A 26,047-nucleotide genomic window follows, 5' to 3' on the forward strand; every position below is an offset into this window, starting at 1 on the left:
ATGCTGTACACACAGGTCCACCTCACCCTGCCCGCCTGGGTCCACGAATTCGTCGACACCACGAAAACCTACGAAGGCGATGACGCGAAGGTAAGGCTCGCCATTGAGCTCTCCGGGCGCAACGTCGAGGCGGTTTCCGGTGGCCCGTTCGGTGCGGCCGTGTTCGATGGCAACGACCGCATCGTTGCCGTCGGCGTGAACCGCGTGGTGCCGCACAGCTGCTCCGTAGCGCACGCCGAGATGATGGCGTACATGCTTGCGCAGCAGCGCATGCAGCGCTTCCGCCTCAATGAAGATGGCGGCCACTTCACCCTGGCGACCAGCTCGCAGCCGTGCTGCCAGTGCTACGGCGCCACGGTATGGGCCGGCGTCGATACGCTCCTGATCGGCGCACGCGCCAGCGATGTGGAAGAACTCACGACCTTCGACGAAGGCCCGCTGCCGGCCGATTGGGTCGGTGAGCTGGTGCGCCGCGGCATCGCGGTGCGCACCGACATCCTCCGTGATGAAGCGCGCGAGGTCCTCCGCCATTACGGTGAGATCGGCGCCGCCTACTAAGGCGCCCCACGCCCCCGCCGTCCTGGCGGGGGCGACCTGGCCACTCGGGCTACCCCTTCCCGACCTAAGGCGCCTGCCCCGCAAACTGCGCTAGGCTTAGGCCGCGCGCCGGCCTGGGCGGCGCCCAGGGGACAGGCATGCGGGATGGATCGGCTTCTTGGCTGGAAAAGGTGTGGCGGCGCACATCGCTGGTGCAGCGCCTGACCTGTGTCGCGCTCGCGCCCACCGCGATCAGCGCGGTGCTGCTGGTCACCCTGCTGACCCGCCACCAGATGGATACGCTGCACGAGATGGGCCGCTCGACCGCGGACGCTATCGCCCAGCAGGCCGCCACCGTCTCCGGTGAAGCCCTGCGCAGCGAACAGCGCCGCGAGCTCGGCCGCATCGCCCAGTCCATCGTGCAATTGCCGCAGGTCTCACGCGTGCGCATTACCGACCGCGACGGCGAGATCCTGGCCGATCGGGTGAACGGCGCCGTCGAGGATGATGACAACCTGACGGTATCGCGCGACGTGCTCGATCCGGTGAGCAGCCGCGTGGTGGGTTCGGTCACCGTAGACGTGAGCGTGGAGGATGCCGTGGCCGCCCAGCGCGCCAGCGTCCACAACGCGCTGATCTGGCTTTCGCTCAGCCTGCTTATCGCCATCATGATCGGTTGGTCGGCGGCCCGCTGGATGAGCGCGCCGTTGCGTAACCTGGCGATCGCCGTGCGCCAGCTCGGCCTGGGCGACCGTACCGTCGTGGTGCCGGTCACCGACGACACCGAGATCGGTGACCTGCAGCGCGGCTTCAATGGCGCGGCGTCGAAACTGCTGCATGCTCAGATCGGCATGGAGCGCGAGATCGCCACGGCTACCGACGAGCTCGCGCGAAAAAACGCCGCGCTTGAGGCGGCTAGCGTAGCCAAGGCACGATTCCTTGCCGCCGCCTCGCACGACCTGCGCCAGCCGCTCTATGCGTTGACCCTGTTTTCCTCGGGCCTGGCCGTCGATGAGTTCGACCCTGTCCGCCTGAACCGCATCGCCCACATCCAGGAGTGCGTCGAATCGCTCGATCATCTGTTCAGCGAGCTGCTCGACCTGTCGCGGCTGGATACCGGTGCGATGAAAGCCGTACCACGTGATGTCGCGCTCGACGATGTGTTCGAGGAAGTGAGCGTGAACTTCCGCATGGTGGCCGAGCAGCACGACCTGCGCCTCGTCGTACGCACCACCGGCGCGTGGGTCCGTACCGACCGCACCATGCTTGCCCGCATCCTCAACAATCTTGTGAGCAATGCCCTTCGCTATACGCGCTGTGGTGGCGTGCTGGTTGCCGCCCGCCGCAGGGATGACGGCAAGGTGCGTATCGATGTTTGGGACACCGGCCTGGGCATCCCGCGCGAGCACGTGGCGCACATCTTCGATGAGTTCTACCGGATCGAGAGCGGCCCGGAAGCGGGCCGCCCGGAAGGCACCCGGCGTGGCCTGGGCCTCGGCCTTTCGACCGTGCAGCGCCTGGCCGGCCTGCTTGGCACCGAGGCTACGGTGACCTCGAAACCCGGCAAGGGCAGCGTCTTCTCCATCATCCTGCCCGAGGTGGCCGCCAACCCGTTGCCCGAAGCCCCACAGGCGGCGGCACCCGAGCCTGGCGTGCCGCGGGATGTGGCCGGCATGCGTGTACTGGTGATCGACGACGAGCCCAGCATCCTGGCTGGCATCAGCTACCTGCTGGGCAGCTGGGGGTGCGAGGTGATGACCGCGGAAGATGCCCAGCAGGCCATGGAGGCCGTGCACCTGTGGATGCAGCCGCCCGACCTCGTCATTTCGGACCTGCGCCTGCGCGAAGGCACCGGCCTGGACGTGCTGGCCCTGCTCGATCGCTACTACCGGCGCCGACCGGGGGATCCCCCGCCGTTTGCCCGGGTGCTGATCACCGGCGAGACCCGCAGCGACTTCCTGGCCAACGTGGATACGACGACCACGCAGGTCCTGTACAAGCCTGTCTCACCCGAACGGCTCCACGATGTAATGGTTTCTGCATGGTCTGTCCATCATGCAGCCGTCTGAGGCGAATGGCCTGCTTGCCGCCGACACCCGGGAGGGCTATGGTCCTCCGAACGGGGATGCTCGTGGCAGTGCGGGCGGAGGAGTGGCATGCGAGTTCTGATCGCGGACGATCATCGGCTGATCATCGAGGGCGTGAAGCTGAAGCTTCGCGAGCTGGGTGATGCTGTCGAGTTCGTCGAGGCTGAAACGGTGGCGCAGCTGAAAGCGCATCTGGGGAAGACACCCCTGCCCGATATCGCGCTGATCGACATGGCCATGCCTGGCGCCGATGGCGTCGAACACATCAAGGATGCCGTGGCTGCACTCAAGGAGCCGGACGAAGACGGTATCGATCGCGCACGTCCGGTGATCGTGCTTTCGGGCACGGAAGATCCAGGCGCCATCCGCCACGTGCTGGATCTCGGCGTCCAGGGCTACATCCCGAAATCCTCACCCCCCGATGTCATCCTGAATGCGGTGCGCCTGGTCGTCGGCGGCGGTATCTACGTGCCGCCCGAGGCCATGAAAGCGGCCTCGAACACGCCCATGGTCCCCGCCTTCGCGACAGCGGGTGGCGATGGCCTGACCACCAAGGAGCGCCTGGCGACGGTGCTGACCGATCGCCAGATCGATGTCCTGAAGCTGCTCGCCAAGGGCCGGCCCAACAAGCTGATCGCCCGCGAACTGGGGATTAGCGAGGGCACGGTAAAGATCCATCTCGCGGCGATCTTCCGCGCCTTGCATGTGCGCAACCGCCTCGAGGCCCTGGTGGCCGCCCAACACCTTGGGGACTGAAACTTAGGACACGTTTTTGCCATGGCACCGGCGTAGGCTGGGCCGTGGCAGGCAGGGAGCGCCGGGGGACAGAACGTCACACGACGCGGGGCAGGCGCATGCGGGCAGGCAGTGCGGGCACGATCAGGGTGCGTCACCATGGCTGGCTGGCCACGATGCTGCTGGCGCTCCTCTGTAACGTCCCCTCGGCGGCTGGCGCCGCAGGAACCGACATCGACCCGAACGCGCCGCTCACCTTCGGCATCCTGCCCATCGGCGGGCCTGCGGAGTCGCTCGAAGCGTGGCGCCCCATGCTCGACGACCTGCACACCGCCCTGGGCCGCCCGGTCCGGGCGGTCTCCGTCACCACGTACGAAGGGATCGCGCAGGCGATCAGCGAACAGCGGGTCGATATCGCCTTTCTATCCGGACGGCTGGCCCTCGATGCGGTCGTTGGCCAGAACATGCAGGTGATCGGCCAGCTCACCCGGGGCGACGGGTCGAAAGGCTATTACGCCGTGCTGCTGGTCGCCGCCGATTCGCGCATCACCAGCATCAACCAGTTGTTTGCCAAGCCCGGCCAATGGCGCTTCGCCCGGGGCGAGGCGCTTTCCGTCTCGGGCTACCTGGTTCCCGAAACGCAGCTGTTCGCGGCGCGCGGCGTGGATTCCGATACGTTCTTCGCCAAGGTCCACGTCGATAACCACCAGAACAATGCCCTGGCCGTCGCGAATGGCGAGGCCGATGTCGCCACCAACAACACCGCCGACCTCGAACGCTTCCAGCAACACTTCCCGGACCAGTACGCACGCCTTCGCATCCTGTGGAAATCGTCGCTGATCCCGCATGCGGTGATCGTCATCCGCAACGATCTCCCGGCCGCCCTCCGCGACAAGGTCGCCGCCTTCGTCACCGGCTACGGCAAGGGCAAGGACGCGGCCCGCGAAGAGGCCAACCTCAAGCTGATCCACGACATCAGCGGCTTTGCGCCAGCCACCAACGCCTGCCTCGTGCCCTTTGCCGACATCGAGTACGCCCTCGAAAAGCGCCGCGCGACGACGGCGCAGTGGGTGAGTGAGAACGCCCGCGACGCACGACTTGGCAAGATCGAAAGCGACCACGACGGCCTGGTCGCGCGGCTGCGCGCCAAATAGGTCATCGGCCAAAAGGCATACGCCGCCAGTCTTAGCTCACCTTGTCTATCGCGCCACGCACTGGTGTTTCATAGATTCGTCATGAGACCCAGCCCAAGGCCGTTGCATGATCGCGTCATTCCCACCGCCCGGACGGTCGTCACCGTCGAGCGCGCGGCGGGCCCGCAAGGGCCTGCTGCCGATGGTGGCGGTCGCGCTTGCGCTGACCGGGACGCTGGGCGCGATGCACCTCCATGCGATCACGCTGGAAGCGCGAAACGTCGCGCGCATCCAGGCGGTGCGGCTGGCTGGCGTGGTGCAACCGAATGCCGGAGACGATGCGGTACGTGACGCGCTTTCGCGCACGTTATCGCGCAGCTCGCCAACGGCGCAGGTGATTCTGCGCCGCAACGAAGGCACCGACCTCTTGATCGACAGCGGACGCCCCGTCCACGCGGGAAAGCAGATGCACGTGGTGGTGGCTACGCCGCTGGGTGAGATTGAAACCATCTCGGATGCCTCGGCGCTACGTGAAAGGCGCCTCGCCGCCATGCTCATGATGCTGCTGCTCGGCGCGGGCATCGTTGCCGTCTATCTCGCCTGCAAGCGGCTACTGGAGCGTGAGCTGATCGAGGCGTTCGACAACCAGGATGCGGTGAAAAAACGCGTCGATGCAGCATTGCTTCCGCGTGACAGAAGCAGCCCGCATGTCGATGAATCACCGGTGCACGCCGTCGACCGCCTGGTGGGTGAACTACGCGACCTGCGCAGCCGCCACGATGCGGCGCTGGCCGAGGCCTTCCGCCAACGCATGCAGGAAATGGCGCGGCAAACGCGCTTCATTGAACAGGTGGGCGACCATTTCCGCCAGCCTCTGCAGGCGCTCTCCCTTTTCGTCGGCGGCATGCAGCCAGGTGACGATCTGCGCCAACGCGCCGTACAGGGCCAGATGCGCACGAATGTCACCCGGCTCAATGAACTGCTTGACGGACTGTTGGATCTCGCCCGTTTCGATGCCGGCGCGATCGAACCGACCTGCAGCGATGTGATCGCCGCCGATCTGTTCGTGCGGGAGCGCGGTGCCATCGCCAACGATGCCGGCCGGCTCAGCGTGGACATCCATTGGCGAGGTGGCCGGCTACCGATCCGCAGCGACGCCGGACTGCTCGGCGAGCTGATCCACCGGCTTGTTGCCAACGCCGTGATCAGCACCCCACATGGGCGCGTGCTGGTGGCCATGCGCCGGCGTGGTGATGCGGTGCGTCTTGAAGTGCGTGACAACGGGATGGGCCTGGAGCCGCGCCAACAGGAACGCCTGTTCGATGACTTCACGCGCCTACCCGGGCATCCCGGCTATGGGCTTGGGCTGGCCGTCGCCAGGCGCATTGCCGAGCTCCTGGGGGGACAGATTGGCGTCCGCTCCAGCCCGGGCCGCGGCACGCTGTTCTGGGTGCAACTGGAGGGTGCGGCCGCCGGCCCCGCGCCGCAGCGGGCGGCGGAACTCAGCCACCACCCGGCCATGTGAAAACACGCGGCAGGCCCCTGTGCGCGGAGCATGGACCGGCGTACCCTTGCGCCACTGAAACCGAGCTGCCGAGGGTAGGGTCGTGGCGAGCGTTAACTGGTCGGATACCGCGCCGGTAGTGGCGTTCCTGGGCGTATTCGCTGGTGCCATCGGCTTGCCGGTTCCCGCCATGCCCACGCTGATCGTGGTCGGCAGCACGCTCGTGCTGGCACAGAACCCCATGCTGATCCTGGCCACGTTCGTCGGCGCGCTTGCGGGTGCTTTCGCGGGCGATACCGCGTGGTTCCTCACCGGCCGCCGCTTCGGCTACCGGGTGCTGGACAGCCTCTGCCGCATCTCCCTCTCCCCGGATACCTGCGTACGCCGGGCGAGCGGGTTCTTCGAGAAGCGCGGCGTGAAGCTGCTGTTGGTATCCCGGTTCATCCCCGGCCTCTCGCTCGTGGCCATTCCCATCGCCGGGGCCGGCGATACCCGGTTCAGCCGGTTCACCGTGTACGACCTTGCCGGCGCAGCCCTGTGGATCTCGGTGGGGCTATCGGTTGGCATGCTGTTCTACCGCCAGATCGACGCCGTCCTCGCGTTGCTGAAGCAGTTCGGCTTCGGCCTGGCGACGCTCGCGGCGATTGCCCTGGTCGTCTGGATCGCATTCCGCTATGCCCGTCGTACGCTGTTGATCGCACGGCTGCGCAAGAGCCGCATTTCCGTCGACGAACTGGCCGTGCTGCTGGCCAACGACCCGGGCGCACTCATCGTGGACGTGCGCAGCCTTTCCAACCGCAGGGACGACCCCTTCGTGATCCCGGGTTCGCGCCTGTTCGACCTGACCACCGCCAGCGCCGACCTCGCCACCCTGCCCCGGGACACGGCCGTGGTGATCTATTGCTCGTGCCCCAACGAAGTCTCGGCGGCCAAGGTGGCCGAGCGGCTGACCAAACTGGGCTTCGCCAACGTGCGGCCCCTGACCGGGGGCATCGGCGCCTGGCGCGACGCCGGGCGCGACGTCGAAGCCATCATCCTGGCCACCTGAACGGCGGTTTCAGCCTCTTTGGGTTGTGCCACCCGGCCCCGGCCACTAAACTAGCCGGCTCCGTGCGTATGGGTCGTTAGCTCAGTCGGTAGAGCAGCGGACTTTTAATCCGTAGGTCGACGGTTCGAATCCGTCACGACCCACCATTGCAATCAATAAGTTACGTAAAATCTGGTCTGGTAGACGAGCTTCGGCCGTAAAATTCCCCGTAAAATTTGTGCCCTTTTTCGGTTGGTCGAGGCGTTGGCACGCAATGTGCCTCTAAACTTTCAGCCTGATCTGCCGTCTAAGAAATGAACAGTACGATCTAGGCTCCATTGTTTAGCCGCATATTCGATCGCATGTTTCGTCACAGTTCGCGAAAAAACGTCACTTTGTGACGTCAGTTATATTGACACCCGTACTGTCGCAAGCGACAGTCGCAGTTGAACCTGCCGTTTTTTACGGCTACAGTGTTAGGCCGGCCGGAGCACTCATGCCTCAGCTGGAATACCGGAGAGAGACCATGTCTACCAATATGAGCAAGGCCCAAGAGCTGCTCTTTGGCACGAGCGGCCTCGGTGCGTCGAACATCAAGCTGTATACCGGTAGCGATCGCGACGCGACGCCCGAAGAGATCGCCGGTGAGCTGGCCCACATGCTCGAGAACCTGCGCGACGGCAACTACGAGGTTGTGGAAATCGTTTAATCGCGATTCCAAGCCTGACCAACGGAGCAGGGATGTCCTACGCGCAGTTGCATGCAGTCGCCCAGAAGCAGGCGATTCCTGTAAGTCTTAAGATCTTGTTTGATACCGTCACCCGGATTACCGGCGCGGAGGTGCAGGTGCGTGCTGTGCCGACGGTATCAGGCTCAAGCAGGGTTCGTGGCGCATATTTAAAGCCTGGAGACAACAGCTGGCTCGCTGGCCAGTTTGGCGGGCATCCTTGCATCTTGATCGCCTCAGGTCAGTCGGATCCGGCGAAGCGGTTTGCGCAAGTTAAAGAATTGATGCACGTCTTCGATGATGCCTACGACCATGTAGGCACGGCAGACGACTTCGAAGTCTTGCTAGAGCAGCTGACGACACCGCCTGCGTTCGACAAGATCGCTCCTGGCGTCATGTCTGAGCACCTTGCCGTCTATATGGCTCTTGGTTTGCTTTGCCCGGAAGCGAAGCGTCAGGAGTTTGCTCGCGAGCTTAACAACGGCAAGATCAAGGTCGAGGAAATTGCAGACGCTTTGCAAATCCCTGTCTCCGTGGTGCACATCCTGTTCGGTGAGCACACTTCGGCGATCATCCTGCACTGCGTGCGTCACTATTGCTGATCATGACCGTTCGACCCCTTGACTTAATCAAGGGTGTTGGCTCAAGCCAGTCAAGAACCACCTGATTTTTCAATCGCTTACGGTTATCCACGTGCTGTTGGGGCGCTCTACTCGTGAGAGGCACCATAATTTTCCCTGCGCGCAATGCATGGGTGTGAAAAAAACGGCACCGCGTGTTCCACACCATGTTCCACGCGTTGCGTCTAAGCCGTGATGCATCAGCCTATGCCATAGGTTGGCTTGCCATTCAGCTGCTCACAATGCACTGAAATTTATGGTTTTTTTCGCCAACCCGAGGGTTAAAGTTTCACGAGATCCGGCCGATCACTAAACGAGTGCTTGACAGGATCGAAAGTCGTGGTAATTGCTCGGTTAACTGTTTAGAATGTAGAGCTAGGTTGACATTGAACAGTCTTCGTGAAGGCTAGTTTTGTGGTGGAGGCTGAGCCCTTCACTTTGCAAACAGGGGGAAGCATTAGCATGGGAAGCGATGGAAGCGGTCAGATGGATGCTCATCAGCTCGAAGAGAAGATGACGCAGACCGCACAAAAGCTCTGGCAGAAGGCGATCGAGCAGATCAATCTGGTACTGGAAGCCCATAAGTATTACGGGTTCACACATTTCCAATACTCAGACCCTAGCATCGAGGTCATCCTTGGTCAGATGCAGATGGTTGAGTTGGTGCTTTCCCTGTTGAAGCAAAGCGAGCAGTTTACGAACGATCCCGAGCGCATGATCGTGCTGCTCAATTGTGAAATGTCCGTCACGCAGATCAAAGTCATAAACACTGCCTTAAAGACGGGCAACGAAGAAGCTTACAGAGATTGCATTCAGAAACTTTCCACACAACGTCAGTACTAAGCACTCACACAAGAGTAGGAGCCCACGGAGAACTGCCATGAAAACCAACGTTGCCACCCTGAAGATGCCCGCACTCGAGACGCCGCGTAGTGCTCAGGACGTGATTGCGTTGCTCGAGCTTGCCTGTGATTGTTTTGATCGGGCCAATGAAGCCATGAAACAGCGCATTGAGATGCTGTCGGTCCCGCGAGCGGCTTAAGTTCTACCGCCTACAGAATTCAGAGAAACCCCGCTTCGGCGGGGTTTTTTTTGGTCCAACTTCGGCAATCGGCCCTGTCGGGTCGCTATCGATGAGAACAGGTGGTCAGAAAATGACCATATGAACTCGTTCCGATCCTTCGAGCGCGCCAAGCGCAATGGCACCGCCGGTAACAGCAGCTACGGCGGTCCAGGCCATGTTTTCTGCGAGCGTCACCGCCAGCGTTACCGCCTTGGCCAGATGTGTACCGAGTGCCTGCCCGGCTACCGGCCCTCACCGAAACCGAGGCGCCGCCGTTGAACCGGTACGGCCGTAGCGCATGGCGACGGGACCGTGACCGCAAGCTCGAGGCCGAGAACGCCTGGAAGGAATGCCCTGTGCCCGGCCATGGCGGCTACAACCCGATGCAGAAGACGCTCGGCAGCCGCTATGTGGTGGGCCCGTGCCCTAGATGCGCAGCCGATCGCTACGAGGCAGCGAAGCGCGGCCTATAGGTTCCGCTCGAGCCAGCGGGTAGCCATCTTCATGGCGTAAGCGTCCCACGCCTGGACTACGTCGGCAGCGCTCGGCCGCGGGCCAAGGAATCGGATCCTCCCCTCAACGGCATGACTTGGATTCCCATCGGGGAAAAGACTGACGCGATAGCCATCCAGCGTGGCCAGCTCGCGCACGAAGGCCACCCTACGGCCCGAGTCGTTCACGGCGTAGCGTTGGGGCATCAAGCCGCCCATGCCACTTCGTTCTCGGGGTATCCAGGTGATCGTGCCCATAGGGCGGCGGAGGTTACGCCTGCACGGTCTCACCTGTCGAGAGTCGCCCCCGTTGCCTGTCCGACGGCCGCGGTCTACCCTTCATGGCTGACTAGGGAGAGCGCCGTGGAAGCTACCGTAAAAATCGCCGACAACACCTATCGCATGGAGTCGGATGACGAATACCTGCGCGCTGCGGGCGCCGACTTCGAGCCCGAGATGATTGCGCTGTTCCGCCACTTCGCGAAGGGCACGGTCCTGGACGTCGGCGCGAACATCGGTTTCACTGCCCTTGCGTTCGCCCAGATGGCCGATGTCGTGCATTGCTTTGAGCCGAGCCCGTCTACGTTCCGCTTTCTCACGGGAAACACGGCTGGCCAGCACAAGCTCTGCCTTCACCAATTCGGACTCGGAGATGCCCCTGGCAAGTTCGAGCTCACCTTCTCGCCGTTCACGCGCGCCGGCGGCTTCGTCTCGAACCAGACGCAAGCTTGCGAGGGCCACATCCACGAAGAGATCGAGGTCCGCCGCCTGGACGACGTAGCCACGTCCCTCGACCTGGCCGGCCTAGATTTCGTGAAGATCGACGTGGAAGGGTTCGAGTCGCACGTACTCCGCGGTGGGATCAGGACGATCCACCGGTATAAGCCGGTCGTGGTGCTGGAACTGAACCACTGGTGCCTAAACGCGTTCCAGCGCACGTCGGTGCCGGAATTCCTCGACTATCTGCGCGGCATCTTCCCGAAGCTCTATGCGGTTCAGGGAGGCACGTATCTGAACCTCCACGAGCCGAATGACAGCTACAAGGTGATGTACTACCACATCCTGCAAATGAAGTACGCCACGATCGTCTGCGCCTTCGACGATGATCAGGTCGCCGGATTCCGTGCCGCGTACGAGTACAGGGTCGCCGACTGACGACCCGGTTTTTACACTCAGACCACAGTGCCGTCCATGACGACGGCGCCGTAACCCGTTTGCGGAGGCGCGGGCCAATCCGGATTCGCCTTCGTGATGTCGATGCGGTTCACAGCCACCCGAAACTGCTTCCACTGCGTCAGCAACGCGGTCTCTTGAGCTGTAGCCTCGTCAAGATCAACGGCATCCTGAAGCGGCGCGATCGCCAGCGCGGCGGCAGCCAGCAGCTGGTTGCGCATCGCAGTATTCGCGGACAGGATTTGCTCCTGCGTCGGCGCCGGTGGCACGTAGGGGGCGAACGACCACGCTCCGCCATCGCCCTTGCTTGCCACGTCTCCCGCAACTGGCTGGGGTTCGATGTCGGTGATATCCACGCACATCGCGCAGAACTCGGGCGTAAACCGCTGGTCGAGCGGAATATACGTGCCGTCATCAGCTTCGACCGGAGGAATGATTTCCTGAACAACACCGTTGTAAACGTAGGCATATGTGTTCATGCGAACTCCTCGACAATGACTAGGCCCGGTGCGCCGTTGCCGCCTTTCTGAGCCGTTCCGCTCGGGAGACTAGCCGCTCCGCCACCGCCGCCGCCGGCCGTGTTGTTGTTGCCGCCGCCCGATGTGGAGTTCGACCCGGGAGCCGACCCTCCGAAGAATGAAGCAGCCCCATTTCCGGCACAGAGGCTGCCGATACTAACGGCCGTGCCAGGCTGGCCGTTGCCACCTGCCGCGTTGATGATGTTACCCCCAGTCGCAACAGCCGACTGGCCGGTTCCACCCTGGATCGATCCAGTAGTGGCAAGGGCGCCGGGGCCAGTACCCGACCCACCGGGGGCCGTCATCAAAGCGCCGAAGCTAGATGCGCCACCAGCACCACCTGCGCTACCAGAAGTGCCCACGCCACCCGCGCCGACAACTACACTGACGCCGGAGAACCCTGCAGAGATAACGCCTAAGCAGAACGCGCCAGCCCCCCCGCCGCCAGCCACGCTGCACTGCCCGGAGGTGGTTGCAACCGAGCCGCCGCCCGCGCCGCCCGCCCCTTGCACCCATACCCTCACCTTCTTCGTTCCGGCCGAAGGCGTGTAAGTGAACGTGCCCGGCGTCGCGAAGGTTTGGACGCCGACCAGCTTTCCCTGCATCGCTGTTGCAAGCTGGTTGTTCACCCCTTTAACAAGTACACCGCCGTTCGCCGTGATGGCATTGGCCAGCTCCTCTTGAACAGCGTTCAGCCACTCGGCAGGCACGACAGTCGCGGGTACGCCGCCGCCTGGGCTACCGTCAGTGAAATATCCAGGCGTTCCAGGGGCTGACGGTGCCGGTAGCGCCGGCGCAGCCGTTGCGTTATCGATACGAAACATAGTTCCTCACTCATAGATAAATTTGAGGATGGTGTGCGCAGGCGTTCGCTCACCGAGTTCGCACTCGAGCACCGCGTTGCCAAACGTGACCAGTGGCTCCCCGGCGGTGGACTGGCCGGCGAGGAAAAGGATGGTAGTGACAAGCGGTGCGTGGATGGCCCAGACGAAGAACCATTCCGTGCTACCGACGTGATGCCCTGCCCGGCTTTGCCCACATCGAAATGGCGCGTCATTCGTGACCGTCACCTGGTAGCCGAGCGCCGCGGCGAGATGGATGAAGTACGCGGCTGATTGACCGCCGCTATCCGTGAGCCTGGCGACGATCTGGTGCCTCTGCTGGACGATGGTCGGCGCGGTACCAGCGCATGGATCCGGCAGGCCAAGCGTCTCCTGCCACTCGGGTATCAGGTCCGTCGCCGTCGCCGGAAATGCGGTCACCAACAGGTTGGTAGCCGCCAAAGAGCTACGCTCGTATGTGGGCGAGAGACACGCCACGGTCTTCATGACCACCGCGTCCGGATCTCGTGGCCACACACGGCCGCGTGGGAGGAGACCTGACAGCGCGGCGGTGAAGTCGTCGGCCGAATAGACCGGTATCGTCATGGGTACGTTACCGTGCCGCGCACGGGAAGCTGCCCCGTGACATTGGGGATATTTGCCGCCGGCGCCGTGATGACAAAGCCCTGGGTTCCTGAGATCGCGCCGATCGCGGTATTGATCGACGAAAGGTCGACGTCAGAACCAGCAATCGGCGATCCCTGCTGCAGAAAGACGGCATCTATCGCCGAAGCGATCGCAGCCTTTGTTGCAACTGAGGCGGTATTCAGGCCAGTGATAACGAAGTTGACGCTGTTCGGCGCGGGTCCGCAGGAGTAAACGAGTGCCGTGACGGGCTGCTCATCAATAATTGAGTCGGCCACCAGTAGCTGGTCGCCAGTCGCGACAGTGCCGCGTGGGCCTGTCGTCCCTGGTCCCTTGTCGAACTGGGAAACGCCATCGGTTCCCTGCGGGAAGCCGTTGTGCGCGGCCTCGGACACGTCGAACATCGTGTAAACCACGACGGTGCCCGTGCCAAACCCATTGGGAGCGCACCAGGCGCGCGTAACCCCGGGGACCGCCGTCGCCCAGCGGATGTAATCCTTGAGCGATCCGCCCGAAGCCGGATTCTGGTATGCGAAGAGCATGCGGGCGCGGAGGGAATCATCCTTTTCCACGTCGGCGCCGCCAGTCAGGGCTGACGCCGCGTCGCCGGTCGACTGAATGCCGGCCACCGGAGCTTGAAGCGTCAGCACCGTTCCAGCATCCGCATTGCCTGCGGCGCCGTTGCCGGTCGGGTTGTTCACCGGATCGATCGGCGCCAGCTGTGCTTCGATCGACACAGTGACGGTCCCATCAACGCCCACAACTGCATCGGTCGTGGTGGCATACGCGTAGCCATCACCTCGGGCAACGGGCGTACCCGATGGAAGCACCGTATCCGGTTGGCCCGGCCATGTGGCTGTACCGGTGGCTGCCGTGGCAGGCTCACGGTAGATATTCTTCAGCGCTGCCCAGGCCTCGAGGAACTCATCGGTCGCCGTGTACGGCGTTGCCTGAAGGGCAATATAGTCGAGATAGCCGTAATGGAGATGCGCCAGCCCAGCGGTCGAAGTGCCCAGAACGTTGAGGTTCGAAAAGCGCAGGAGCGAGTCGGCTCCTTTCAGGCCAGCCTTGATATCGGCCAGAACCTGAGCGCGAAGGTCCGACAATGTCGGTCGCGAAAAAGGCATGTGTAGGTCCTGAGGGCGCCAGCGCGACGCCTGGCGGTTAGATCTGGGACCAAGCCCAGTCGAAGGTCGAGGATTGCCTGGTGCCGTCTGTACGAGTGATCGAGGCCGTCAAATGCAGGGACGCCGGCCTGACAATCGCCGTGGTGATATCAACCGACGCTGCTACGCCATCGTCGATCAACCAGCTGAGCGCCTCTTTAGCGTAATCACGTGCCCGGATGGCTACGGTCGGCGTAAGCTTCGACCGATCAAGTAGCCAGAGCCTCGATCCGATGGGAACATCCTGATCGAGATCGCCCCACCAGCCACGGCGATCGTTTGACGCATCGGGGAGGGTATCCGACGCCTCGGCCTGGCGATCCGTGAAGAGGCTGATTAGCACCGCAGTGGTCAGGTCGTTCCCGCTGGCCAAGGAAGGGCCGTCCATAACCCAGTCGCCCTCGCCGCGCTCCACCGCCCAAACAGTCGAGATGTCCGTCATTGCTGCGGTGTCGGCGGGGAGCCGCCTCCGTGCGTGTGACCGTTGTAGATAGCGCGATCGCCATCCATCGAGCGCTTCTTGTCGGTGATGTCCCCGTGCGCCTTTATATCCCCTGTCACCTCAAGAAACGGGGTATCCATGAGCACTTTCTCGGACGCGTTAATGGTCACCGTCGTGGCATTGTTTACCGTCACCGGAGACCCATTCGCCTCGATGATGATCCCGCCCTCCTCGGTGAAATGGATGAATTTCCCGAAGAAGTCGTAGACCTTGGTCTCACCCACCGCTAGGTCGCGTGGCCGGGAGGCTTGGTGTCCAGTGGCAACGATGATGCCGTTCGTGCGGTCGCCGCCGACGAACACAAGCACGACATCCGACCCGACCGGCGGCCGCGACGAAAAGCCGAACTCCGCGAGGCGCGGCGTGTTATCACGTACCTCGATCGGGCCAAGTTGCGCCTGGATCATCTGTGCGGGACCGCTGTCTCGGCTTGCGGTGACCCTTCCACGGCCGATCGTCGCCTGGACCCGCCGGACTATGCGGCGGATAGCTCCGTCTTCCATCGTCATTGGCTCATGTCCGGGATATCGCCGAAGGTCGGCTGCAGGAGGATGGGTTCGGGCCGGAACGCGTCAGGCGACATCAGGACAAGTTCGGCGACCGATCCCGTCTGCTCCGATCGAAGGAACGTGACCTGTCCGATGACGAAATCGTTTGCCGACAGCTTCAGCGACGGAAGATCAATCGGCGCGATGGTGTTGGGGCGCCACAGATTGCCATCGGAGTCGCGCCAGCTGTCACAGCGGATGCGTACGACCCGAGAGTGACCGGCTCGCCGAGCCATTTCCCACAGCGCGCGCTTCTGGGAGATCTCGTTCCCGCCACCGCCGGCCTCGGCGATAAGGATCAGGCCGCGGTGCCGCTTCACGTTCGGATCGTTGATCGTGTAGATCAAGTTGCCGCCGTCACCCAGGTCCGTGAGAACGTCGACTGCCTGAAGGAAAACCTGGTACTGGCTGTAGCGCTGATCGGCCGAATACTCGACCGAAGCGTCCAGAACGTTCTCCCCTTCCTTGAAACCGCTCGCGGCGCGCTGTCGGCCAACCTGAGAGAGCATCAGGCTCCCATCGGGCTGGTCGTAGGCCAGCAATGCCGAATAGCGCGAAACCCGCTCGATCACTTCGAAAGCCGATTCACCGAGCATCAGGTTGAACTGGGGGACGATCGGTAGCCCGGGTACATCGCAGTTCACGGTGATGCCGTAGACCTTGGCCAGCTTCGTGGCGATACCCAGGGCGTCGGCGCCGCTGATCTGGCCGCCAGGCCATTCGGCGGCACAATCCACGAGGTCGGCGCACTTCGACCGCCCAACCATGCTGATGGAGTGCGCGCTGGCCGAAATGCTCGGCACAAAGCGGTCGACGTATCCCGTGATGACCGGGTCCTGCCCGATCTCTACCAGGCATGGCGCACCCGGGGCGGCTATCACACTGGCGAGTTCGCCGGGGTGCCGCTCAGTCATCCCGACGGAAAAGTCGGACGGTAGACGCTCGATGCCCAACGTGACGCGCACATCCGTCCAGCCGCTGACCGTCTGGTCACCGACGGTGATGGTCAACTCCTCGTCGAACATGAACTACCTCGCCAACGCTCGAAACCGCGTGGGCATGAATGCAGGATGGATGGGTACCGCTTCGGCCACGAGCTCGTCGGCGCGCGTCGCGTCCTGATACAGACGCTGGGCTACGGCCAACGCAGGTGAGCTTCCGGGCAGGCGAAAGTCCTGAATAGCCGAGAGACCGCCGGCGATAGTGCTCAGTGCGGCGACCAGCGCCTGGCGAAGCTCCCGCAATGCAAGGAACGTCTGGTCGTCGCCAATGTCGCCAGCGTGCAGGATCTCACTGTCGAGAACGGCCGTGACCTGGTCACGAACGGCGTCTGCGTCGTCATGCGATGAGGGGGCATAGGCAATCGCCGCCCGGGCCAGTTCGCCGATCGCACAGCGTCGGAACAGAGATGCGGTCGCGTCCTGAGCGATCGCCATGGCTGCTCCCGTCTGGCCGGGCACCGATACGGCGTCTGGCTGGAACACTGCGAGACCCGTGAAGAGCCGGACCCCATCGCCTGGATTCAAGGCCACCGAGGCCAGGCTCGATGTGACGCCCTGGGCAGCGGCTGGCAGCGCGGCCACTGTAGATCCGTCCAGGCCAGCCGCGGCGGACATCAGGTCTACTCCCGCCTGGGTTACTGCCGCCCTGCCCTGGGCACCCTGCGCCGTCAGCGCGGTGATGGTGGTAGGCGTCGCCGAAACGCTGGATCGCGATTTTGAATAGGCTGAGGCTACGTTGGCGTTCTGGTAGCGCCCAAAGTTGCCGGTCAGCAGGCTCGCGAGGTTAGCGAGGTTCGTGGCATCCCGAGCCGCCTGACCGGCCTCGACCTGGAATCCGGCAGAAACGGCGACGACCTGCGCGACGACTGCGTTGCCCAGGCTCACCACACCCCGAACGATGCCCAATCCTAGATTCACCATACGGGTCATGCTGGAGACGAAATCAGCTGCGGCAGAGAGCCCAAGCGCGTCGATCAACGATCCAACCAGGCTGGTATTCGAGACCGTGGAGGAAGGAAACACCCTCTCGCCCGATTCGATGAACGAGAAGCTGAGTTCAAAATACCTTCCCTGGTCCCAGCGCTCGGATACACCGAGGCCCCCGTCCGGAACGGAAACGCGGAGTTCGCCAAGCGTCGGGTGAACGAGGATGCCAGGACCAGCCTGTTCGACGGCAGCGATCATCCGATCGCGCTGCCCCATGACGCTCCCACCGCCGTACACCAGGGAGTCTTCGACAAGGAAGCCCACCAGGCCAATACGGCGCGTCGAACGCCCTAGGTCCTCGACGTAGGGACGGTCCTTGCCCGGGTACTCGTGAACGGCCACACGGCGGCCAAATCGCCCTTCCCCGCCGAGCACGGCAAAAGGCACGCCGCGGAATGACGCCGGGCGAAGTTCATCAAACCAGCTCACATCGTTGCTCCTACGCCGGAATAGCCGATGCGCACTGGCTGCGCGGAAGCGTTTCCGCTCGACTTCGCCGTCGCCGTGGTGCCCGCAGGCGCGTTCTTCAGTTCAACCTCGACCTTCACCGCGCCATCCTTCGCCGCGCCACTGCTATACGGGCCCTGCGGCGCGGATGCCAGTTGGTCGGCCAGAGCGCCGCGACGTGCTGCCTCGCCTGCGATATCGGCCGGACGCTCGTACTGCGCGGAGACAACTGCGCCGGCCTCGCGCGCGGTAGTAGCCTTCCTCAGCCTGTCACCAGCCGCCGACTCGTTCCCTTTCGTCAGCTCATAGTTCACGAACTCGAGCTGGTCCTGGATGGACGATGTCCGGATATCTTTCCCCGCCCAGGCGCGGAAGGCCTGCTGCCGGTCGCCATGCCACTGGGCCAGTCCATACGCGTTACCGCTGTCGCCGGATGCGCGCGGATTGAGTGAACTCTCGCTAGACAGATTCGCGGCGATACCCGCGGCCTGCTCACGTGACCAACCCTTCTTCGTGAAGAAGTCGACCACGCGGGCCTGCGTCCCCGCATCGGCCCCACTGGTCGCGGCCACACCGTTGTATTTCTGATCGTAGCCGTCGTACTTGGCGGCTTCGGAGAAGCGGTTGTTCTTCAGGCCGAAGAAGCTGAGGAGACCACCGAGCGCCTTGGTGTTGTAGTGGGAGAACTTGTCGCCGACGACCGTGCCGTCCATGGCGTCACTGATCTTGTTACCGATGTAGACGCCGCCGCCGAGAGCCGCCGCGTACGCACCAAATCGACCGAGGGCGCCTGCTGTAGACAGTCCGGCTGCGCCGTTCGCGGCGCCGGCGGCGGTCGCCGCAGCCTCCATGGCGCCCAACTGGCCGATGTAGGCAGCGATAGCAATGCCGCTCTTGGCCAGGGTGGCACCCAGCGAGATCACGCTTCCGATCAGCTGCGCATTCATCACCGCGGCTACGACGATCGCTGCGTTCTTCCAGCCGCCAAGCCAGTCAACGACACCCTTGATGTCGTTGCCGAGGTCTGTGATGTCCTTTCCGATAGCCTTCCAGTCGATCGAACTGAGCCACTGACCAAAATCCTTGGCCCATTCGCCTACCTTGGCCGAGATCAGCTCACGATTCTTCGATATCCAGCTTGAAAGCTCCGTCACCAGCGGCTTGATGGCGGGAATGAGGGCGTTACCGAGCTCGTTCCGAAGACCGCGACCCGAAGCCTCAAGAGTCTCGAGGTTGTTGGCGAATTCGGTTGCGGACCGCAACGCCGAGCCATCCATGACCAGGCCGAGCTCACGCGCCTTGGCCGTAAGCTGATCGATCGCGGCTGGACCCTGCCGCAGTAGCGGCAGAAGCGGCGTCAGGCCCAGCTGGGACGCCACGAGATTCTGCTGCTGCGGCGTCTTCAGGCGGTAGATCGCGCCGGCGAGCGACTTGAGCTGGGCCTCCGCATCGACAGCGCCTTCCCCCGTCTTCTTGATACCGACACCCAGGCGGTTGAACAGCATGAGCGCCTGCTGGTTACGCCCATAGAGAGCGTCCTGCATCGTGTCGCCCAGGGACTGGAGCACCGCGGTAGCTTCGCCGCCGGCTACGCCGACGAGCTGAGCCGCGCCCTCGATCTCTTGCAATCCGCGCGTGCCGACGCCTGAGGCCTGCGAAGCGTAGGTGATGCTCCGTCCGGCCTTCGCCCAGCTATTCGCAAGAGCCACGACGCCAGCCACCGAGCTAACACCCGTAACGGCCGATAGCGGAGCGGCGATCGAGGCAATTCCGCGAGCGGCGCCGGCGGCCGACGCTCGGATGGTCCCAAGGTTCTTGCCGATCTTGTCGAACCCAAGCTCCGTGCCGAGGCTCTTGAACGACTTTCCAACTTCCTTGAACGGGCGTGCGACGCGATCGAGCGAGTCGTTGATCTTCCGGACGGTGGCCGTCGCCTTATCGGTGGCCGAGATTACGATGTTGAAATTAGGCATGTTTCGACATCCTCTCGGCCTCGCGGGCCCACCACTCCAGGCAATCCAGCGTCAGGGACCACGCGTCATGCGGGCCCCATCCGTAGAACTTCGTTGTTTCGGCGATCAGTCGTCGCCAGCCGGCGTCGTCGGCTGACCACCGTCGGTAAAACTGCCGAGCACTTTCTCCGCTGCCGCCAGGTCAGAGCGGGTGAGCTTTTCCACGGCACCTCGCGGAACCTTGGCAATCAGGCTGATCATGGTGATCAGCGCGCCCACGTTCGTATCCGAGCGCGCCGCCTTTTCCATCTCGCCAGCCGTGGGTTCGCGGAGTTTCAGCTCCGTGATCTCGATGGCGCCGTCGCCTTTGCCGATGGATACCAGGCTGGTGAGTTCAAGGGTGACTTCTTCAAGCATGGTTTTAGGATTCCGTGACAGAGCCCTGCGGGCCTTCCCAACGAACTTCGATCGTTGCGTCGGCCTGCTTGCTCGACTGAGATTCCACCGTCCACATGTTGCGGCCGATGATGGTTTTGCCGTTCGCCAGCTCGGCGACGACGGTGACGTTGCTCATTGCGTTGATCGACGCGACGCTCAGGCCGCCCGAATCACGCAGCGTTCCCGCGATGTGCGGCGCGATCGGCTTCTCGCTATACCCGTGGACGGTGTCCTGCCCCGTAAGGGTCTCGCGGCTGACCAGCGCCGGGCTGTACTCGAAGTCGCCAGCCAGCATGTACGTCTGGCCATCCACCGACAGGTACACGGTGCCAGCCAGCCGATTTGCGTTGTTTCCCGGCATCTCTCTTCTCCAGATATGCGAAAGCCGCCCTCAGGCGGCCTTGATGGTTGAGTTGGACCGGCCTTATGCCGAGAGGCGGAACTGCGCCAGCACCGCGAAGATGCGCAGCTGGTTGATCAGAGCCCCCGGCCAGAGCACGTCGATGCGGTTGGGGTTCGTGGCGTTTCGCTGCACGATGAGGCCCTGGGCAAAGGCATCTGCGCCCTGCACGAATCCCTGGTACTCGAGGGTACGGAATTCGGCAATCAGGTCTGCCTTGATGATCGACGGGGTGACGATCGCCGAGCCAGGCGCAAAACGGGTGCCGTCATTCGCGAGCTTCATGCGCGCGTACTTCGACGTCACCAGCGTGTTCATATCCCGGAGGACGAACATGAGGAGGAACAGCGTCTCCACCTCGAGGTAGCTTTCGTCCGCCTGCCCGAAGGCATTCTTCTGGTACGTCGTGATGACGTTTTCCAGTGCGACCGCCCCATCCTGTGCCACCGTGAAGGTCGAGATGCCGTCCCACAGGAGCACATTGCGATCGGACTTCGTGTAGCGGGAGGCGACCGGCGGGGCCAGCGCCGTGTTGAGTGCGATCGTCTGGAGCGGGCGCCCCGGATCCGCGCGGAGCGCGACCGCCGCGGCACCGGCATAGTCGGCGGCCCACAGCCAGGACGGTGTCGGGGAATCATTGAACCCGAGAATGCTCTCGTGCTGGTTGTTTCGACCGGTGCCAAGCGTCGTCTGGGCGGCCAACGTACCGCGATTAGCAGCAAATACGTGGCCGTACAGCTGTTCTGACCAGCTCCAGCGACCGGTGCTGTCGTTAAGGAAGGCCTTGAGCGCATCCAGCGATGCCGTGTCGCTGTAAGGGCATACGATGAAGTCGAAGCCCTCGTCCCCCAGGTTCGCAAGCGCAGTGGCAAGCGTCGGGTTCGTCGCGCCGCTCGCCATCGCTACGATGGTGGCAGTAACACCAGCCGGAAGGGCCTCGCCAGCGGCGGTGCCGCCGTAGTTCAGCCGCACGTCGATGTCGTTTCCAGCCAGACCCTTGTTCTTGGCGGTGAGGTTCACCTTGCTCGCGGTCGTTCCATCAACAACAGCGGTCACGGGGAGATTCGTCGCTGCGTTGATCGCAGCGACCACCGATGTCGCGATCGACGCCGCCGTATCGGTCAGCGCCACAGGCACGCTGAGGGGAGGCTGTAGCGCCGAGGCGGCGATATACAGCGAGAGCACGCCGGCGGCAGTTGGCGTCCCAGAGAACGCGATGGAGCCCGATGCCGCGATGGCGCCGGCCGCGTCCGCCAGCGGAAGGAGCCATAGCTCACCAAAGGCGTCGGAATTCCTGTATGCCGCGGTCATCAGCGCGAGCATCGAGCCCGCGCCGCCCTTGCCGATCGCGTCGCTCGCGCCGCTGCTGATCACCGGCTGGCCGGCGACGGCCGAACCTGCGGACGTGATCTGACCGATGACAAGCGCGCGCTGCGTCTGCTGGCCGGAGTTGGCCTGGGAATTGTCGACCTCGGCGTAAAACAGCGGGACGCGGAGGTTCTGGGGGATGTGGCTGAAGGGCACGCTCATGCGTCCTGGCTCCGGGTTTCGGTGGTGGTGGCCTGGCTCGATGCGCCTTTCGGCGTGCGTGCCTTGGAGGCGTTCGGATCGTCGGTGGTCACATCGCCATCGCTGATGCGACGCAGCCAGTAGGCATCGGCGTCGCCGACATCGCGCCCCTCTTCAGGGAGGAAATCGCGCTTGACGGGGTCGCGGACGAGCACCCCGGGTTTCGGGAAAACGCGCATGCGGCGCTCCTACGTTGGGAAGTTGATTTCGAGTCCGCCCTCGGCGCGCCCGTCGGGGCCCTCGGTGCGGGGCGCGGGCGTTGCCGCGTCGGGAAACATCGGGTCGACATACGTGCCCGTCGGGTCGTAAACGTTCGTCGAATCGACCACCACGGTGATGCCCTCGAGCGGCTCGGCAGGGATCGGGAAAAAGTCTTCAGGCCCCTGGTAGAACTCGAGGCCGATGCTCATCACGATTTCGCCGAGGTTATGGTCGCCGGTACCGTCCGTCTTCATCTCGGTGCGGATGAACGGGAACTGCTGCAACTGGCTCATGAGGTCCGGGTTGTTGATCAACGCCAGTTCGATCTGCCGCTGCAGCGCTTCGAGCTTTACCGTCGCCTCTGCCACGCCCGTCTGGTCTTGGAGGTTTTCTACCTCCACGCGCCCGCTCACCTGGAGCGTGAGCGTTACGGTGAACTGAGGGCCGCCCTGACGGCCGAGGGACTCCTTGTCCTCGCTGGGCGTATGGAGATAGAGGATCGGGTAGCTGCCATCCCACGTCGGATAGTCCAACGCGGCGAAGACGTTCTGCCCCGCGTCAGTCGTTCCCCTTAGCGCAGCGACGGCAAGGAGGCGAAGCTCCGCTGAGGTCGTCATGGCGTTTTCTTTACTCCGAGCATCAACTTCGCCCAGCCATGGCCGTCCGGTCGGACATCCTTGATCACATAGGTCTTATCGACTTTCGGGATGTAGATCAGCTCCCCCTGCCGCGGCGGCCGAGAGAACTGCACCAGACGGACCCCTAGCACCGGCATGACGGTGTTCGCGCCGACGCCGGTGTCGATGAGATCTACCTCGCGATAGGCCTCATCGAAGACCCCGTCGATCTCCGCCGGCGGGGCATCCGATGCGGTGTAGACGGGCCGCTTATCTTGGTCCTCACCGAAGACCTCGATCGTCGGTCCGAGCACGACCGCATCCCAGTCGATGGCCATCAGGCGAGCCGGACGGCCGGGCCATCGGCAGCCGTGATCGTGAAGCGGCCCGTGTACGCGACCGCTTCCTCATCCTTGCCGAGGATGAATCCCAGCTTGCGGAGCCATCGGATGTCACGGGCATCCACGCTGGCCTCTTCGCCAGGTCCCTTGCGCACGCCGGACAGGTCAGTAACTGACCTGCCGGTCGCAACGATCACCTTCACCGCCTTGACCGGGGCGCCAGGCGCCGCGGTCATTAGGACACCTTCGGTGCGCAGACGCTCGCGCAGAGGCAGGCGTTCACGCGGCTCGGGATGACCAGGGGCGAGGACTGCATCAGCAGGATGCGCTGGGCAGGGTCGTTCTCCACCCAGGTCTTCGGCGCATACGGCAGGGACGCGTAGTTGAAGGCTGGATCGAGGATCTGGCCGAAGGCACGGGTACCGAGCAGCTGCGGGCCGGACATGATCACGGTGCCATCGACCAACATCGGCTGCTCGACACCATCGTCATCGATGTACCACTCGTTGTAGACCCACAGGTTGTACTGGCCCCACTTCCCCTTGAACACAGCTCCAGGGGCGATCTGCGCGCCGGGGTCCAGGTTGTTGCCGTCGGTCGCGAGTTTCGGATAGTAGATCGCGCCCTGCACGCCCTTGGCGTTGAGGAATGCAGTCCACGAGCTCGTGGTGAAGACGATGTCCGTCACCTGCGCGCCCGAGAGCTTCAGGATCTGGTGCTGCCACAGTTCGATGTCCTGGGTCGGCACCGGATCGCGGCCATCGCCATCGAAGTTCGCGGCGACGCCCCACTGGTTGTTGCCCGTCTTCGCGATCGTCAGGCTCGGGTCACGGCCGAAATCGATGATTTCGGTGGGGAACCCTTCGCCCGTGACGATCACCTTGCCGGTGGTGAGGGCCTGGGCAGCCATCCATTCGAGTCGACGATCGAGCATATCGATCTGGTCGGCCATCTCGAAATTGACGTTCGCCATCTCGCGCTCGGCACCGGTCATGTCGCCGCCGCCGATGCGTTCGCCGATCTGGCGCATGACCGGCTTGCGAAGGTCCGGTGCGCGCTTGTCCTTGATGTACGCCGGCTTGTAGATGTTCGTCTGGTACCGGCGCGACTCGACCAGCTTGCCGCCGATGAGCGGGCTGACGAACGGCGACATGCGGCGCAGGCCGACGTCGATGTCGATGGCGACGAACTCCGTCTCGCTCATCTTGATGTTGGGGAAGAAGGTGTCGAGCAGGAACTTCTGCGAACGCTTCAGGGTGGGCACCACCTGGATCAGGTCGGTGGTGCTGAACGGGAACGTACTGGTTGCGGACATGTAAGCCTCTCCGAGAGGGGTTTCGAGCCGAATCCGGGCCAAAAAAAACCCCGCCGAAGCGGGGTTCCAGGCAACCGGGATGCGCAGGGGTTACGGGGCGGTGTTGTTCGCCGGCGAGTTGGCGGACACCGTGCTCTTCAGGAAGAGACCGAAGGCGCGAGCGGCCGAGACAAGCTGCGCGAGGTTCCAGGACGAGTCGAAGATCACGCGCTGGGCGTTGAACTCGCCGAACAGGTAGCCGCCCGACGTCACCGGACCGGCCGTGGCATCGGCGTCGTCGGCAAGGATCGCCACGGGGTTCTGGCTACCGTCGCTCGCCGTGCGCACGCAGGCGATGTAGGTGCCAACAGCGTCGGCCACCGTGATGGTGAACGAGTCGCCAGCGACCATCGGCGTGGCGCCAGCGGTGATCGTGAAGTTCACACCGGTGCTGGTGAACGCCGAACCGGCCGTCGCCGTACCGACAGCTGCACCCTCGGGATCCGTGACCGCGAACGACGTGGCCGACGTGGCCGTCGCCTTGTACACACCGGTGAGCGGTGCCGAGCCGGCGCTGACCGAGCCAATGGTGGCGTTACCAGTGTTACCGGGCGTGGCGGTGGCCACGACCGGCGAGGTGTTCTGCTGGCCGAGCACGGTGCCGCGCTTCAGGTTTCCTGCGCCAATCAGGATCGGCTGGGTAACCAGGTTACGGGCGTCGACGATGAGCTGGTCGGGAACGTAGACCTGAGCCTGGATGCCCGGCTGCTGCGGGTTGTCACCGATGAAGGTGGGGGTGAGCGACATGTGATGTCTCCGAAGTGAAAGGGTTCGTCTTACTTGCCGCGGGCCTTCTCACCCGCGGCGATGATGGCGTTGGCCACCTTCGAGCGGCCGGAGGGATTGGAGTCACCGCCGTCGCCGCCGACGTTGGCCACGTTCGCAGCAGCCATGCGGTCGGTCAGGCTGTTCTGACGGCGCGGCGCGCCGCCTGCCGCCGTGGTCTGGAGCACCCCGATGGCTTCCTTGCGCGACATCGTGGTGCCGAAGGCCAGGCTGGCCGCGACGTCGGGTCGCACGCCGGCGGCCGTGCAACCGAAGATCGCAGCGCAACGGGCACGCTCGCGGCGGCGAGCCTTGGCGCTCGCGCTGTTGCCACGCATTTCCTCGTCGCTGTCGTCCTCGTCGTCGAGGTCTTCATCATCAGCCTTGGACTTCGACTTCGCGCGCTTGCCTTCCTTTTTCTCGTCGCCGTCGTCGTCCGGGTCATCGCCCTCGCCACGCGCATCGAGATCGTCGTCGTCTTCCGCTCGACGCCCTTCCTTTTTGTCGTCGTCCTTGTCGTCGCCTTCTTCGGCGCGCTTGCCCTTCTTGTCGTCGTCGCGCTCCTCGTCCTCGGCACGGCGCGCGCGGCGCGCATCGTCGTCTTCGGCGCGGGCGCCAAGGCCCAGGAGGTGCGCGAACGGCATTGCCGCCGCCAGCTTGGTACGCATGGTGGTCATG

At 63.7% G+C, this 26,047-nt stretch carries 31 protein-coding genes and 1 tRNA gene; 13 read left to right on the plus strand and 19 right to left on the minus strand.

Translation table 11 applies throughout. The features are described 5' to 3' along the window. From L2Y96_RS17870 to L2Y96_RS17930, 13 genes are all read left to right on the plus strand, one after another. Complete coding sequence (locus L2Y96_RS17870; RefSeq protein ID WP_247328903.1) at positions 1–558, plus strand: nucleoside deaminase; 558 nt, start codon at positions 1–3, stop codon at positions 556–558. A 137-nt stretch (positions 559–695) separates the two neighbouring features. Beyond that, positions 696–2,606, plus strand: coding sequence for an ATP-binding response regulator (locus L2Y96_RS17875; RefSeq protein WP_247328905.1), 1,911 nt, complete (start codon positions 696–698; stop codon positions 2,604–2,606). Positions 2,607–2,693: 87 nt separating this feature from the next. Further along, complete coding sequence (locus L2Y96_RS17880) at positions 2,694–3,380, plus strand: LuxR C-terminal-related transcriptional regulator (protein WP_247328907.1); 687 nt, start codon at positions 2,694–2,696, stop codon at positions 3,378–3,380. Between the two features lie 98 nt (positions 3,381–3,478). Beyond that, positions 3,479–4,513, plus strand: a complete 1,035-nt coding sequence (gene phnD / locus L2Y96_RS17885) for a phosphate/phosphite/phosphonate ABC transporter substrate-binding protein (protein ID WP_247328909.1) — start codon at positions 3,479–3,481, stop codon at positions 4,511–4,513. 106 nt (positions 4,514–4,619) lie between these two features. Further along, complete coding sequence (locus L2Y96_RS17890; RefSeq protein ID WP_247328910.1) at positions 4,620–6,017, plus strand: sensor histidine kinase; 1,398 nt, start codon at positions 4,620–4,622, stop codon at positions 6,015–6,017. Between the two features lie 82 nt (positions 6,018–6,099). Continuing rightward, entirely contained in the window at positions 6,100–7,044 is a 945-nt protein-coding gene (locus tag L2Y96_RS17895; RefSeq protein WP_247328912.1) for a VTT domain-containing protein, read from the plus strand. A gap of 70 nt (positions 7,045–7,114) precedes the next feature. After that, a tRNA-Lys gene (locus L2Y96_RS17900) sits at positions 7,115–7,190 on the plus strand. A 359-nt stretch (positions 7,191–7,549) separates the two neighbouring features. After that, a complete protein-coding gene (locus tag L2Y96_RS17905; protein WP_247328914.1) occupies positions 7,550–7,732 on the plus strand; it encodes a hypothetical protein in 183 nt (60 codons plus the stop codon). 32 nt (positions 7,733–7,764) lie between these two features. Further along, positions 7,765–8,352 (plus strand): hypothetical protein, encoded by a 588-nt coding sequence (locus L2Y96_RS17910; RefSeq protein WP_247328915.1) that lies wholly within the window; start codon positions 7,765–7,767, stop codon positions 8,350–8,352. Between the two features lie 417 nt (positions 8,353–8,769). Beyond that, positions 8,770–9,213: a hypothetical protein gene (locus L2Y96_RS17915; protein ID WP_247328917.1), complete on the plus strand. Its 444-nt coding sequence runs from the start codon at positions 8,770–8,772 to the stop codon at positions 9,211–9,213. 37 nt (positions 9,214–9,250) lie between these two features. Continuing rightward, positions 9,251–9,412: a hypothetical protein gene (locus L2Y96_RS17920; RefSeq protein WP_247328919.1), complete on the plus strand. Its 162-nt coding sequence runs from the start codon at positions 9,251–9,253 to the stop codon at positions 9,410–9,412. A 120-nt stretch (positions 9,413–9,532) separates the two neighbouring features. Then, a complete protein-coding gene (locus tag L2Y96_RS17925; RefSeq protein ID WP_247328920.1) occupies positions 9,533–9,712 on the plus strand; it encodes a hypothetical protein in 180 nt (59 codons plus the stop codon). 575 nt (positions 9,713–10,287) lie between these two features. Further along, positions 10,288–11,079 carry an FkbM family methyltransferase gene (locus tag L2Y96_RS17930; RefSeq protein ID WP_247328922.1) on the plus strand — a complete coding sequence of 264 codons (792 nt, stop codon included), beginning with the start codon at positions 10,288–10,290 and terminating at the stop codon, positions 11,077–11,079. Positions 11,080–11,096: 17 nt separating this feature from the next. Here L2Y96_RS17930 and L2Y96_RS17935 read toward each other — a convergent pair whose 3' ends face one another. The 19 genes from L2Y96_RS17935 to L2Y96_RS18020 form a co-directional block, all read right to left on the minus strand. Continuing rightward, the gene (locus L2Y96_RS17935) at positions 11,097–11,576 is read right to left on the minus strand and encodes a tail fiber assembly protein (RefSeq protein ID WP_247328925.1); all 480 of its coding nucleotides are present in this window, start codon (positions 11,574–11,576) and stop codon (positions 11,097–11,099) included. After that, positions 11,573–12,439 carry a glycine-rich domain-containing protein gene (locus L2Y96_RS23125; protein ID WP_484497396.1) on the minus strand — a complete coding sequence of 289 codons (867 nt, stop codon included), beginning with the start codon at positions 12,437–12,439 and terminating at the stop codon, positions 11,573–11,575. Before L2Y96_RS23125 ends, L2Y96_RS17935 begins: the two co-directional genes overlap by 4 nt. 6 nt (positions 12,440–12,445) lie before the next feature. Next, positions 12,446–13,042 (minus strand): YmfQ family protein, encoded by a 597-nt coding sequence (locus L2Y96_RS17940; RefSeq protein ID WP_247328927.1) that lies wholly within the window; start codon positions 13,040–13,042, stop codon positions 12,446–12,448. Continuing rightward, complete coding sequence (locus tag L2Y96_RS17945; protein ID WP_247328929.1) at positions 13,039–14,208, minus strand: baseplate J/gp47 family protein; 1,170 nt, start codon at positions 14,206–14,208, stop codon at positions 13,039–13,041. Before L2Y96_RS17945 ends, L2Y96_RS17940 begins: the two co-directional genes overlap by 4 nt. A 37-nt stretch (positions 14,209–14,245) precedes the next feature. Beyond that, positions 14,246–14,689, minus strand: a complete 444-nt coding sequence (locus L2Y96_RS17950) for a phage GP46 family protein (protein WP_247328932.1) — start codon at positions 14,687–14,689, stop codon at positions 14,246–14,248. Next, entirely contained in the window at positions 14,686–15,258 is a 573-nt protein-coding gene (locus L2Y96_RS17955) for a phage baseplate assembly protein V (protein ID WP_247328934.1), read from the minus strand. The genes L2Y96_RS17950 and L2Y96_RS17955 overlap by 4 nt, the downstream gene beginning before the upstream one ends. Further along, positions 15,255–16,322 (minus strand): phage baseplate assembly protein, encoded by a 1,068-nt coding sequence (locus L2Y96_RS17960; RefSeq protein WP_247328936.1) that lies wholly within the window; start codon positions 16,320–16,322, stop codon positions 15,255–15,257. Before L2Y96_RS17960 ends, L2Y96_RS17955 begins: the two co-directional genes overlap by 4 nt. A gap of 3 nt (positions 16,323–16,325) precedes the next feature. Then, positions 16,326–17,714 (minus strand): DNA circularization protein, encoded by a 1,389-nt coding sequence (locus L2Y96_RS17965; RefSeq protein ID WP_247328937.1) that lies wholly within the window; start codon positions 17,712–17,714, stop codon positions 16,326–16,328. Continuing rightward, the gene (locus L2Y96_RS17970) at positions 17,711–19,705 is read right to left on the minus strand and encodes a phage tail tip lysozyme (protein ID WP_247328939.1); all 1,995 of its coding nucleotides are present in this window, start codon (positions 19,703–19,705) and stop codon (positions 17,711–17,713) included. Before L2Y96_RS17970 ends, L2Y96_RS17965 begins: the two co-directional genes overlap by 4 nt. Before the next feature lie 105 nt (positions 19,706–19,810). Further along, complete coding sequence (locus tag L2Y96_RS17975) at positions 19,811–20,101, minus strand: phage tail assembly protein (protein WP_247328940.1); 291 nt, start codon at positions 20,099–20,101, stop codon at positions 19,811–19,813. A 4-nt stretch (positions 20,102–20,105) separates the two neighbouring features. Then, positions 20,106–20,483, minus strand: coding sequence for a phage tail tube protein (locus L2Y96_RS17980; protein WP_247328942.1), 378 nt, complete (start codon positions 20,481–20,483; stop codon positions 20,106–20,108). 63 nt (positions 20,484–20,546) lie between these two features. Continuing rightward, a complete protein-coding gene (locus L2Y96_RS17985; RefSeq protein WP_247328944.1) occupies positions 20,547–22,052 on the minus strand; it encodes a phage tail sheath subtilisin-like domain-containing protein in 1,506 nt (501 codons plus the stop codon). Continuing rightward, the gene (locus tag L2Y96_RS17990; RefSeq protein WP_247328946.1) at positions 22,049–22,270 is read right to left on the minus strand and encodes a DUF2635 domain-containing protein; all 222 of its coding nucleotides are present in this window, start codon (positions 22,268–22,270) and stop codon (positions 22,049–22,051) included. The genes L2Y96_RS17985 and L2Y96_RS17990 overlap by 4 nt, the downstream gene beginning before the upstream one ends. Positions 22,271–22,279: 9 nt before the next feature. Then, positions 22,280–22,909 (minus strand): hypothetical protein, encoded by a 630-nt coding sequence (locus L2Y96_RS17995; protein ID WP_247328947.1) that lies wholly within the window; start codon positions 22,907–22,909, stop codon positions 22,280–22,282. Next, positions 22,906–23,247, minus strand: coding sequence for a head-tail joining protein (locus tag L2Y96_RS18000; RefSeq protein WP_247328949.1), 342 nt, complete (start codon positions 23,245–23,247; stop codon positions 22,906–22,908). Before L2Y96_RS18000 ends, L2Y96_RS17995 begins: the two co-directional genes overlap by 4 nt. Then, positions 23,247–23,486, minus strand: a complete 240-nt coding sequence (locus L2Y96_RS18005) for a hypothetical protein (protein ID WP_247328952.1) — start codon at positions 23,484–23,486, stop codon at positions 23,247–23,249. The genes L2Y96_RS18000 and L2Y96_RS18005 overlap by 1 nt, the downstream gene beginning before the upstream one ends. Next, positions 23,486–24,565, minus strand: a complete 1,080-nt coding sequence (locus L2Y96_RS18010; protein ID WP_247328954.1) for a major capsid protein — start codon at positions 24,563–24,565, stop codon at positions 23,486–23,488. The genes L2Y96_RS18005 and L2Y96_RS18010 overlap by 1 nt, the downstream gene beginning before the upstream one ends. 90 nt (positions 24,566–24,655) lie before the next feature. Next, on the minus strand, positions 24,656–25,351 hold the full coding sequence (locus tag L2Y96_RS18015) for a head decoration protein (protein WP_247328957.1): 696 nt from the start codon (positions 25,349–25,351) through the stop codon (positions 24,656–24,658). A gap of 29 nt (positions 25,352–25,380) precedes the next feature. Beyond that, positions 25,381–26,046, minus strand: a complete 666-nt coding sequence (locus tag L2Y96_RS18020) for a hypothetical protein (protein ID WP_247328960.1) — start codon at positions 26,044–26,046, stop codon at positions 25,381–25,383. Position 26,047 lies beyond the last annotated feature (1 nt).

It is taken from the genome of Luteibacter aegosomaticola (assembly GCF_023078475.1).
Taxonomy (GTDB): domain Bacteria; phylum Pseudomonadota; class Gammaproteobacteria; order Xanthomonadales; family Rhodanobacteraceae; genus Luteibacter; species Luteibacter aegosomaticola.

Coding starts and splice junctions, on each gene's coding strand:
- L2Y96_RS18010 (WP_247328954.1), bottom strand. CDS start 24,565: ATGTCCGCAACCAGTACGTTCCCGTTCAGCACCACCGACCTGATCCAG.
- L2Y96_RS17925 (WP_247328920.1), top strand. CDS start 9,533: ATGAACTCGTTCCGATCCTTCGAGCGCGCCAAGCGCAATGGCACCGCC.
- L2Y96_RS18020 (WP_247328960.1), bottom strand. CDS start 26,046: ATGACCACCATGCGTACCAAGCTGGCGGCGGCAATGCCGTTCGCGCAC.
- L2Y96_RS17890 (WP_247328910.1), top strand. CDS start 4,620: ATGATCGCGTCATTCCCACCGCCCGGACGGTCGTCACCGTCGAGCGCG.
- L2Y96_RS17875 (WP_247328905.1), top strand. CDS start 696: ATGCGGGATGGATCGGCTTCTTGGCTGGAAAAGGTGTGGCGGCGCACA.
- L2Y96_RS18005 (WP_247328952.1), bottom strand. CDS start 23,486: ATGACCGCGGCGCCTGGCGCCCCGGTCAAGGCGGTGAAGGTGATCGTT.
- L2Y96_RS18015 (WP_247328957.1), bottom strand. CDS start 25,351: ATGTCGCTCACCCCCACCTTCATCGGTGACAACCCGCAGCAGCCGGGC.
- L2Y96_RS17985 (WP_247328944.1), bottom strand. CDS start 22,052: ATGAGCGTGCCCTTCAGCCACATCCCCCAGAACCTCCGCGTCCCGCTG.
- L2Y96_RS17945 (WP_247328929.1), bottom strand. CDS start 14,208: ATGCCTTTTTCGCGACCGACATTGTCGGACCTTCGCGCTCAGGTTCTG.
- L2Y96_RS17935 (WP_247328925.1), bottom strand. CDS start 11,576: ATGAACACATATGCCTACGTTTACAACGGTGTTGTTCAGGAAATCATT.
- L2Y96_RS17995 (WP_247328947.1), bottom strand. CDS start 22,909: ATGACGACCTCAGCGGAGCTTCGCCTCCTTGCCGTCGCTGCGCTAAGG.
- L2Y96_RS17970 (WP_247328939.1), bottom strand. CDS start 19,705: ATGCCTAATTTCAACATCGTAATCTCGGCCACCGATAAGGCGACGGCC.
- L2Y96_RS17905 (WP_247328914.1), top strand. CDS start 7,550: ATGTCTACCAATATGAGCAAGGCCCAAGAGCTGCTCTTTGGCACGAGC.
- L2Y96_RS17940 (WP_247328927.1), bottom strand. CDS start 13,042: ATGACGATACCGGTCTATTCGGCCGACGACTTCACCGCCGCGCTGTCA.
- L2Y96_RS17880 (WP_247328907.1), top strand. CDS start 2,694: ATGCGAGTTCTGATCGCGGACGATCATCGGCTGATCATCGAGGGCGTG.
- L2Y96_RS18000 (WP_247328949.1), bottom strand. CDS start 23,247: ATGGCCATCGACTGGGATGCGGTCGTGCTCGGACCGACGATCGAGGTC.
- L2Y96_RS17990 (WP_247328946.1), bottom strand. CDS start 22,270: ATGCGCGTTTTCCCGAAACCCGGGGTGCTCGTCCGCGACCCCGTCAAG.
- L2Y96_RS17920 (WP_247328919.1), top strand. CDS start 9,251: ATGAAAACCAACGTTGCCACCCTGAAGATGCCCGCACTCGAGACGCCG.
- L2Y96_RS23125 (WP_484497396.1), bottom strand. CDS start 12,439: ATGTTTCGTATCGATAACGCAACGGCTGCGCCGGCGCTACCGGCACCG.
- phnD (WP_247328909.1), top strand. CDS start 3,479: ATGCGGGCAGGCAGTGCGGGCACGATCAGGGTGCGTCACCATGGCTGG.
- L2Y96_RS17980 (WP_247328942.1), bottom strand. CDS start 20,483: ATGCCGGGAAACAACGCAAATCGGCTGGCTGGCACCGTGTACCTGTCG.
- L2Y96_RS17870 (WP_247328903.1), top strand. CDS start 1: ATGCTGTACACACAGGTCCACCTCACCCTGCCCGCCTGGGTCCACGAA.
- L2Y96_RS17975 (WP_247328940.1), bottom strand. CDS start 20,101: ATGCTTGAAGAAGTCACCCTTGAACTCACCAGCCTGGTATCCATCGGC.
- L2Y96_RS17950 (WP_247328932.1), bottom strand. CDS start 14,689: ATGACGGACATCTCGACTGTTTGGGCGGTGGAGCGCGGCGAGGGCGAC.
- L2Y96_RS17910 (WP_247328915.1), top strand. CDS start 7,765: ATGTCCTACGCGCAGTTGCATGCAGTCGCCCAGAAGCAGGCGATTCCT.
- L2Y96_RS17955 (WP_247328934.1), bottom strand. CDS start 15,258: ATGACGATGGAAGACGGAGCTATCCGCCGCATAGTCCGGCGGGTCCAG.
- L2Y96_RS17960 (WP_247328936.1), bottom strand. CDS start 16,322: ATGTTCGACGAGGAGTTGACCATCACCGTCGGTGACCAGACGGTCAGC.